The 9,957-nt window shown below is 39.0% G+C and carries 2 protein-coding genes; both read right to left on the bottom strand.

The window, feature by feature from the left end:
• A complete protein-coding gene (locus AAEU30_RS02615; protein ID WP_421959189.1) occupies positions 1-6,435 on the bottom strand; it encodes a non-ribosomal peptide synthetase in 6,435 nt (2,144 codons plus the stop codon).
• 32 nt (positions 6,436-6,467) lie between these two features.
• A complete protein-coding gene (locus AAEU30_RS02610) occupies positions 6,468-9,806 on the bottom strand; it encodes a non-ribosomal peptide synthetase (protein WP_421959188.1) in 3,339 nt (1,112 codons plus the stop codon).
• Positions 9,807-9,957: the final 151 nt, after the last annotated feature.

The following is a 9,957-nucleotide window of genomic DNA, read 5'->3' as shown; positions in this document are numbered from 1 at the left end:
TTAACTTTCCTCACTATCCATAGCTGCTAAAAGTGCGTCTAGCTCTTGATCAGACAATTGTTCATCGATATGCGTTTGCTCTATATCAACCTGCTCAGCAGGCATTTGAACTATATTTGATAAGCTTTTTAACTTGGCAGTTAGTTGCGCTACGGTAGGTGCGGTAAATATATCTACCAGAGATAGTTGAAGGTTGAGCTTTTCTTCAATATTGGCTATTACTTTGACAGCTACAAGAGAGTGTCCCCCAAGCATGAAAAAGTTGTCATGACAGCCAACTTTTGGGATTTCCAAAGCCGTGGAAAAAATCTCGCATAGTACTTTTTCTTGTCTCGTTTGTGGTGCTACATATTGATGAGTAAACTGACTTTGGGCATCAATGGGATTCTCAGACATGATTGCTTTCCTATCTAATTTACCATTTTTCGTTAATGGGAAATTACTAACTTTGACAAAAAAGTCAGGAACTTGGAAGCTCATGAGTACCGTTTGACAATGACTCAGTATCTCGTTGTCGCACTCCTTATCAGCTTGATAGTAGGCAACTAAATGGTGATGCTCGTCACCAGACACTGCGACGCAGACATCTTTTATCTGTGGGTGAAGATTGATAACTTCTTCAATTTCATTAAGCTCTACACGGAAGCCTCTAATTTTTACCTGATTATCGTTGCGACCAATAAATTCAAGTTGGTTTTGTGCATTTTTGCGTACTATATCACCAGTACGGTATAGTCTTAGCGTTCGCTCAATACCATGTAATTTTATTGTATGTTCAATAAATTTCTGTTGATTGAGCTGTTGGTCTAAATAGCCTTTTGCCAGACCTGTCCCGGCTAAATAGAGTTCACCAATACTTCCTTGTGGTACACATTGCATAGCAGTATCTAAAATAAAACCTTGAGTTCCATTTATTGGTGCCCCAATTGGCACAGTTCGAGATAGTTTCGTTTGCTCCAGAAGTTGTGGAGTTACTCGCTGGCAGAAGGAGAAGGTTGTGTTCTCAGTTGGGCCATAACCATTTATAAGTGCGCAATGCGAGTTCAGTTCTACGAACCTTTTTGCTTTATCACGGTACAACACATCACCGCCTGCAAGTAAATATCTCAGAGTTTTTGGTGTTAATACTTGTTTGGTTTCAACCAACTGATGGAATAAACCAGCTGTCAACCAGAGGTGACTTATTTGAAAATCACTAAGGTAGTTTTGGTATTGGGTTATAGATAGACGCTGCTCAGCAGGAACCACAAGAGTTCCGCCATTAAGTAGCGGCGCATAGATCTCTAATGTTGAAGCGTCGAAAAATTGGGACGAGTGTTGTAGCCATACATCATGATGTCCGAATGTAATATAATTGGGTTGCTCCACGAGACGTAAAATACCGGCTTGATTGATGCAAGTCCCTTTAGGTTTTCCTGTAGAGCCTGAGGTATACATGATATAAGCTGTAGAATGTTGGTCGCCACAATCAAGTAATGCTTCTGTATTGTGATTAAGTATGTCTGACATACCTACTATGGTGAAGCCGTCGGCAAGTTGTAAATCATCTAAGTTTGTTAGTATCACTGGGCTGTCGTTCAGCTCGGTGAGGTTCTCAAGCATGGTAATGGTTCGGCTCTCTCCGCCATGCAAATCGATAGGCATATAGCTTGCACCTAATCTAGCAGCCGCAATCATTGAAGCATATAAATCCATGCCAGGAGACATGACTAGACCAATGGTATCTCCAGCTTTAACATATGTAGCCAAAGTTAAAGCAATATCGTTGGACCGCTGCTGTAATGCAAGATAAGAATAAGCTGTTTTGTCACCATTAATGACAGCAGTGTGCTCAGGGTACTCTGCAACTTGATTATCAAACGCTGTGGCAATGGATGGGGAAAGTGTTGATGAAGCCTTGTTATCCATCAATAATCTACTGGCTGAGCTTGCATTGATAGCGGTCAGTTGAGCTATTGGTTGCTCAGGGTTTTGTGTTAGGTTTGCCAGTAAATGAAGGAAGTTCGCAACCATTTCTTCCATTGTCTCTTTAGCAAATAAATCAGTGCTATATTCCCATGTCATTACAGCCGCAGCACGACGAGAACTTTTTTGCCCAACTCGTTGCTCCGCATGAGGAGCGACGATAACATTGAGATCTAATTTTGCAGATTTATTGGTATTGACTAGCCCATTGACCTCTAAACCCCCAAAGTTAGGCTCTGGGACTTCGGCATCGTGAAAGCTGAACATAGTTTGGAATAAGGGGTTTGCTTGACCCATACGTTCAGGGCTAAGCTTTTGCACCAATTTTTCAAACGGCATATCTTGGTAGGTGTAAGCTTCTAAACACGTTTTACGAACTCGTTGTAGCAGCTCTAGAAAACTTGGGTTGCCTTCAAGTGTCGTGCGTAACACAACGCTGTTTACCATCATCCCCATAATAGGATGCAGCTCAGCTGAGGTTCTTGATGCAGTTCCTGCACCGATGTTGATATCGGTTTGACCACTATATTTATTTAGTAAGACATAGTATGCACCAAGCATTGTCATGTAGAGAGTAAAGCCGTTTTCACGAGAAAAGCTACGCAGCGACTCATATAATTCGTAGTCAAGATTAAACATTAAAGAGTCACCACGAAATGATGGCTCTAGCGGCCTTGGATAATCGTATGGCAACTCAAGACTAGTTGGAAGAGCGGCTAGTTTATCTAACCAATATTGTTCCATCTCTTGATAGTAGCTACCAGACATGATCTCTCTTTGCCATAAACAAAAATCTGCGTAAGTAAAACTTAAGGGCGCGAGAGAATGCTTTTTATTTGCAAGCTTTGCTTCATAAATAGCGTGTAGCTCTTTGGTGAAGATGCCAACAGACCAACCATCATGGATTAGATGATGCTCTACTTGTAGTAAACAATGTGTGTTTTCAGCTAATTTAATTAGCTGCCACCGGATCAAAGGTAACTCGGTTATATCAAATGGCTTTTGTGTTAATCTAGGTAATATTTCATCTAACTGTGCTTTTTGATCTATTTCGCTTAGGTGGCTTAAATCGAGTGGTGTTAAATCCACATTAAATGGCTTTTCAATACGCTGGTACGGAACTCCATCCTCTTCATGAAAAGTACTGAACCAAAGCGCATGGCGTGAAACTATTTCTTCTAATGTTTGTTCTAAATATAGAATGTTCAAAGGGCCATCAAGGTAGAATGTCATTTGGAAATTGTATGCAGTATTGGTTTTTTGTAGCTGCTGTAAAAACCAAACTCGCTCTTGTTGAAATGATAGAGGGTAGCGCGTTAGATTTCCTTTGTGCTGTATGCTCGGCAAGCTTTGAGTTTCAATATTACTGCTTCGAACCTGTTTACTTATAAGGTTGGCCTGAGCTTGTAAAGTGGGATAATCAAAAATGTCATTAAAGTTAAGCTTGACGTCAAACACTTCTTTTATTTTTGCCAGTAATTTAATCGTTAAGATTGAATGGCCACCAAGGTGGAAAAAGTGACTGTCCTCGTTAAGATGCTCAGGGGATAGTAATTGTTGCCAGATAGTCGCAAGTGAATGCAGATAGTGATCTTCAAAATCGATTTTTGCGACTTTACTTTCTAATGAGGGGAGTTGTTTTCGGTCATATTTACCTGTAATTGTTTTTGGTAAATTATCTAATACCATCCAATGGGAAGGGATCATGTATTCGGGTAATAAGTTTGCGAGCTCAGTCCTTAATTGTTCACTTGTGCTTGGCTCTAATAGGCAGTAATAGGCAACAAGTTCTTGTCCGCCATTTTGATTTTCTATTACTACCACGACTGCTTCTGATACATGCTCGAGTTGTGTAAGTGCATGCTCAACCTCCCCAAGTTCAACCCTGTACCCTCTGATCTTTACTTGGTGATCTGTGCGCCCAGCATAATACAAAATATCATTTTTCATAAAACCTAAATCACCGCTTAAGTAACAGCGACCTAATAAGGGGTGCGTATGAAAAACAGCAGCAGTTTTTTCTGGTTGATTAAGGTATCCGTTCGATAATCCCGCCCCTGAAATAGCTATTTCACCTAGGAAGCCCTCAGGTAGACAATGTAACGAGTCACTTAAAATGTGGCAGGCAGTATTATCAATGGCAGTGCCTATAGGTAGACGAAGCTCATTAGTAAAAGACTTATTAAGCTTGATACGGGTCGATACAACAGTGGCTTCTGTAGGACCATAGGTATTAAATAAATTTATTTTTAGGTTGTATTTATAACAATAATCTAACCAATTTTGGTAGCTTCGCTGGGTTAATTCTTCGCCACCAACAATGACTGTCTTAATACTGTCAGGCATCTTTTCTTCAAGTTCATTAACCCACGCAATAAAAAATGCGGTGGGAAAATTTAAGATACTGATATTGTGTTGTGTAATGACATCAAAAAAGTACTGCTGATCCGTTAGCATAGCATCAGTTCTGAGCACTAGTTTGGCGCCATTAAAGAGTGCAGGGTAGATTTCTTCTACCGCAGTATCAAAGCTGACAGAAGAAAACTGGAGTGCACAGCTTTGTTCAGTTATTTGATAACACTTAGAAGCAGACAGAGTATGGTTTAATAAAGACTTACGCGGCACGCTAACCCCTTTTGGGGTACCGGTTGAGCCTGAAGTATAGATTACATAGGCTTCCTTATCATCGCTTACGTCTGTAGAGATTACTTCGGCGACTCTACTGGCTATTACCTGCTCTGCTGGAATCACTGGGATTGACGTTATTATTGATTGATCCGTTATGATCGTAGTTGGGTTTGCATCATTACAGATAAAATTAAGACGACTACTTGGAACTTTTGGATCAATAGGTATGTAACTAGCACCGAGCCGTAATATTGATTGGATTGCTACAATAAAAGGAAGTCCTCTACCTAGAGCGATGGCAACCCGGTGACCAGATTTAACTCCTTGTGCATTTAAATGTTTTGCGAAACCATTTATTAACTCATTGAGTTCGCCATATGTTACTTGCTGCTTATTATTTACAATAGCGATATTGTCGGCAAACTCGCCGATTTTGCTTATGTAATCTTTTAACTTAAGTGTAGATGCTAGTTTGGCGGCGACAGGATTGCGTTGCAGTACTCGTTGTGAATATGGTTCAATTTCTGTAACTGATAGGCTTTCAGATGACACACAAGCCAATAGAAAAGTTTTGTAGTGTTCAAGTATGGTCGTTATGTGTTTTTCACTATAATGAGCGCATTGATAATTAGCGTGTACACTCAATGCGTCAGAAGCCATAATATATAAAGTCAAAGGGTAATGGCTTTGCTCATATCCAACGCTCTTATGTACGCTAGCTTGATCTGAGTTAAGTTCTTCTGACACTAAACGCTTTGGAAAATTTTGGAAAATAAATAGCGTAGAGAACAATGACTCGGTGATAGGCATTTTCACAGTTTGTTTGATTTGTTCTAGGGATACATGAGCATGCTCCCATGACTCAACTAAACTAGTTTGAAACTGCTTTAACCATTGAGTAAAACACAGAGAGGGAGTTGATGAAACTTGGATTGGTAGAGGGGTACTAAAAAAGCCAGCAATACTTTCCATGTTAGGTACTTGATGCGGCCTGCCAGCAACAACGGATCCAATAACAGTACTATTACATCTGGCTACTTGTGATTCAAATAGTCCAAAGCAGCCAAGCATCAGCGCATTAAGAGTAACAGCATTATTCTTACAAAATTGAGTTAATTTATTAAATTCACTATCGCTAAATGATAGTTTTTGCTGACCATTTTCAGTGAACTGAGAATTGGCCTCATTATAACCCCTTAAACATAGTGGCTTACTCGACTGGACATCCCCCAGGTGATTGTACCAAAAGCCAAGCGATTGCTTATTGTCTTGTGCTAATAACCATTTTACATAATCTTTATAATCACCACTGTGCGGTATTTGAATAGGTTGTTTTTTTTGCAATTGCTGTAAAACCAGTTCAAATTGATTGGTGACTAATGCCATTGACCACCCATCAAGTTGAAGATGAGTGAAGTTAAGTGTTATTAAGTTGTTACTAGGCAATAAGAAAAAATCAAGCCAGACAGGAGGTTTAACGCTGTATTCAAGTTTTCTTGTTCGGCTGTGTTGGCATTGCTTTGAGGTCTTGTTATGCGCCTCATCCTCGCTGAGATGAGTATAATCAAAATCATTCCACTCTAGCTGTGAATGAGCGAGAACAGCTTGCAGAGGTTGCGCTTTATTTTCCCAACTATAAATTGAACGCAACACAGGATTATGATCTACAACTGATTGCCAAGCTTGTTTTATCAGTTCAACAGAAATTGTTTTGCAAACTATCAAATTGATTTGTTCACGGTAACTTTCATCCGCTTGTGAAGCATTAACCAAATAAAACAACATGCCGCGCTGTGTTGCTGATAAGGGGTAAACAGCTTGAATTTCTTTAACTGAACTCATAGATATACCTTACTTGTTATATTTTTTATTTTTTAAGATGCGAATTCTTCGAGTAGAGATCTCAGATCTGCTTCAGAAACGGTATCCCCTATTACTTCAACACCGTGCAAACTTTGTTCATCAATTAAATCTACTGCAGGAGAAAGGTGTGGATTCAAGTTCTTTGCTAGCTCTTTTATCGTTTGATGTTGAAATATCAGTACACTACTAACACTGAAGCCTTTCTCTTGTAACTGGGCAACAAGCTTAACTGCGCTTATAGAGTCACCACCTAAGGAAAAGAAATTACTATTAATACCTATTTCAGTTACGTTAAGTAGTTTTTGCCACATTTCAAGAAGTTGCTGCTCTTGGGCGTTAGTTGGAGCTATTAAAGAGTCAGTTTCGCTTCCTGGTGACAACTGTGCTAAGTAGTTACGGTCAACTTTACCACTAGGAGTAAGGGGGAATTGTTCAATGTTAACAATGTAATCTGGGATCATATACGGTGGTAATATATCGCGTAGTTGATACAAGATGTTTTCATTATTTATCTCGGTATCTGTAGTTTCACAGTACGCTATTAATTTTTGGCTACTATTGGGCATTGTATGGACAACCACACAAACTTTGATCAAGCTGGAAAGTTGTTGTAATTGTTTTTCAATCTCCTGAAGTTCAATACGAAAACCTCGAATCTTGACCTGATGATCATTTCTACCTAAACAAAATAGTGTGTTGTTAGAATCGATATATCCAAGATCGCCAGTACGATAAGCTCTTTGTATTCCAAACTCGGTTTTGAGTGAAATAAAACGATTCGCTGTTTCATCTTCAAGATCGATGTAGCCTTGCCCTACACAGTCACCTACAATTACAATTTCCCCCCGCATTTGAGGTGGGCATGGGCGCCCAAATTCGTCAAGAATATAAATAGATGAGTTGTGTATAGGCTGACCTAAGGGGACTTCTTGTGATTGTTCGGCTTGCACTAAATGACAGGTAGCCCATACAGTTGCTTCGGTTGGTCCGTACATATTCCATAGAGATTGAGCTTTACTATCTAATTCTGCAGCTAGCGTGGTAGAAAGTCGCTCTCCCCCACAAAGAGCTTTAAGGTTTTGTTTCCCGTTCCACCCAGCATCTAGTAGCGACTGCCAACCTGCCGGAGTGGCTTGCATCAAAGTTATTTGGTGTGTATCTAACAATCTTTTTATGCTCAAACCATCTCTTTGCTGTTGCGGTGCAATCACGACCTCGCCGCCAGCCATCAATGGAGCAAATAATTCTAACACTGATATATCAAACGAAATTGGTGTTACTGCAAGTAGTGAGTCTTTGCCTGTAATCTCAATTTTAGTAACCATACTTGTCAAAAAGTTAGCTAGATTACCTTGGTTAATCATAACGCCTTTAGGTTGACCGGTAGAACCAGATGTAAAAATAGCATATGCCAAATCAGTAGAGATCGGGGCTTCAGGTAGAAGCTTTGGCAACTGAGGATGACTTAGCATTTTCTCATTTAATACTTTATGTTTAATGTGAGCATCTAGAGTAAAGTCCCCATCGATTAAAACTAATTTACACCGCCCCTTTTCTGCTATGTATTGAAGTCTCTTTTTCGGGTATTCGGGGTCCATTGGAATGTAAACGAGGCCTAACCTCAATGCTGCAAGCATGGCAATAACCATATTGCAGTTTCTCGTTAGCATTAAACCAATGTGGTCTCCAGATTTGAGCCCAAGTTGCATCATATGCTGTGACAGCGCTTCAAGTTTAGTTTGTACACTTTGATAGTCTAACTGCTGTAATTGGCAGCGTAAGGCAATACGATCAGGTTGGGTTTTAGCATGTGTAGCAATGCAAGTTAAAAGGTTATCACTAGGTATCTCATTTTGTGATTTGAGATAGGTTAACTGTGGATACTGAATTTTGGAAAGGGCAGTGTTTATATCTTGCTCTTCATTTGATAATAACGAATGTAGCATAGGGACAAAACTATCACTCATTACTTTCATGAGTTCAGCGCAGAAAAGATCCTCGCGGTATTGCCACAGTATTGTCGTGTTGTTAGAGGAAGTAACAACTTTTAATGTTAAATCGTACTTTGACGAACACTGTGAAGTATTTATTGAAAGAAAGTCTTGTGTATTTTTATCTTCAAGCTCATCGTTAACTACATGACTTGATATGAAAATCTGAAACAGTGGATTGATATAAGGCTGCCTGCTGGGTTTTAGTTCTTTCAAAAGGTACTCAAATGGCACGTCTTGGTATCGCATCACATCAGTTTGCTTATCTTTTATATAGGTAAAAAGTTCAGTTAAATCTGAATGCACATCAAACTGATGCCTAATAGGCATCAGGTTTAAAAAACAACCTAACACCTCTGTCATAGATGCTGTAGGGCGGTGAATAATAGGAGTACCCAGCATTACTTCATTGGTTTTACTCCAATGACTGACTAAAAGGGCAAGGGTAGTATGATAAAAAGAGAATTCAGTGACTCTCTTTGATTGACATTGCTCTTTAATTTTACGTGCTAGTTGAGACGGTATCTCTATTTGTAAGCTTTTAGCTAGACTTCTAGTATCTTTATTATGAGGTTTTAGCAGCGGCAATTGATGAAGCTGTGAAGCACCTCGTAAGGACTCGCAAAAGGTTTTTGCGTGGAATTGAAAATCGGAATTTTGAATATGTTTATTTTGCCATATAGCATAATCACGATATTGGCATTGTAATGGCGCTTGAGTAATACCTTGATAAATATCAATCATTTGCTTCAAGAAAGCTTGGCACGCACTCTCGTCTAGAGCTATATGATGAAATAACAGACATAAATCAACATGTCGGCTTGCTTTAAAAAAACCTACTCGGATTGGTAGTTGTTCTTGTAATGAAATACGGCAGTTAAAAAAAGCATGAATTTCTTTATCAACCTTACCTTCATCGAAAGTAGAACAATCGTACTGCTCAACATGAAATGATGGGTTTGATTTAACATCCTGAAAAATTTCATTATTTTTTTCATAATAACACGTTCGTAAAATTTCATGCTTAGCAACAAGTGAAATGATCGCCTGTTCAAGCCGCTTGAAATCCCAATGACTTGAAAATCTGAGCCGAATTGGAATGTTATGTAACCTTTCTTCTGGTTGGAATTGCTCTGCAAGCCAGATCCGCTTCTGAGATAGGGACACAGGAATTTCATTAGTAGTTGCGTTATGTTGTTGTTCAAGGTAAGAAATTATATTCGATTTTCGATTGGATATTTTCTTTAAAATTGAACGATCAGTCAGTTTCTCGTTGGTTTTGTACCCTAGTTTCCCATCCTCAACAAATAAAGAAATACCAATTGAGTTTGCCTCTGAGATCAGACTTTGAATATCCATACATCCTCCTTGAATATAATAAAGATGTTATTTTGTTGTTTTTATTTTTTCAATAAATTTACATTTGTGTCTTTTATGTATACATATTGATGGATCTGGGATTATAATATCTGGCGGTTTTTTTTTGTCAAGTTAATATTTGTGTATTTAA

The organism is Pseudoalteromonas mucoides, from assembly GCF_049257175.1.
GTDB lineage: Bacteria > Pseudomonadota > Gammaproteobacteria > Enterobacterales > Alteromonadaceae > Pseudoalteromonas.
The sequence above is the reverse complement of the archived record's forward strand: the minus strand, read 5'-3'. Positions and strand labels throughout refer to the sequence as shown.

Coding starts and splice junctions, on each gene's coding strand:
- AAEU30_RS02615 (WP_421959189.1), bottom strand. CDS start 6,435: ATGAGTTCAGTTAAAGAAATTCAAGCTGTTTACCCCTTATCAGCAACA.
- AAEU30_RS02610 (WP_421959188.1), bottom strand. CDS start 9,806: ATGGATATTCAAAGTCTGATCTCAGAGGCAAACTCAATTGGTATTTCT.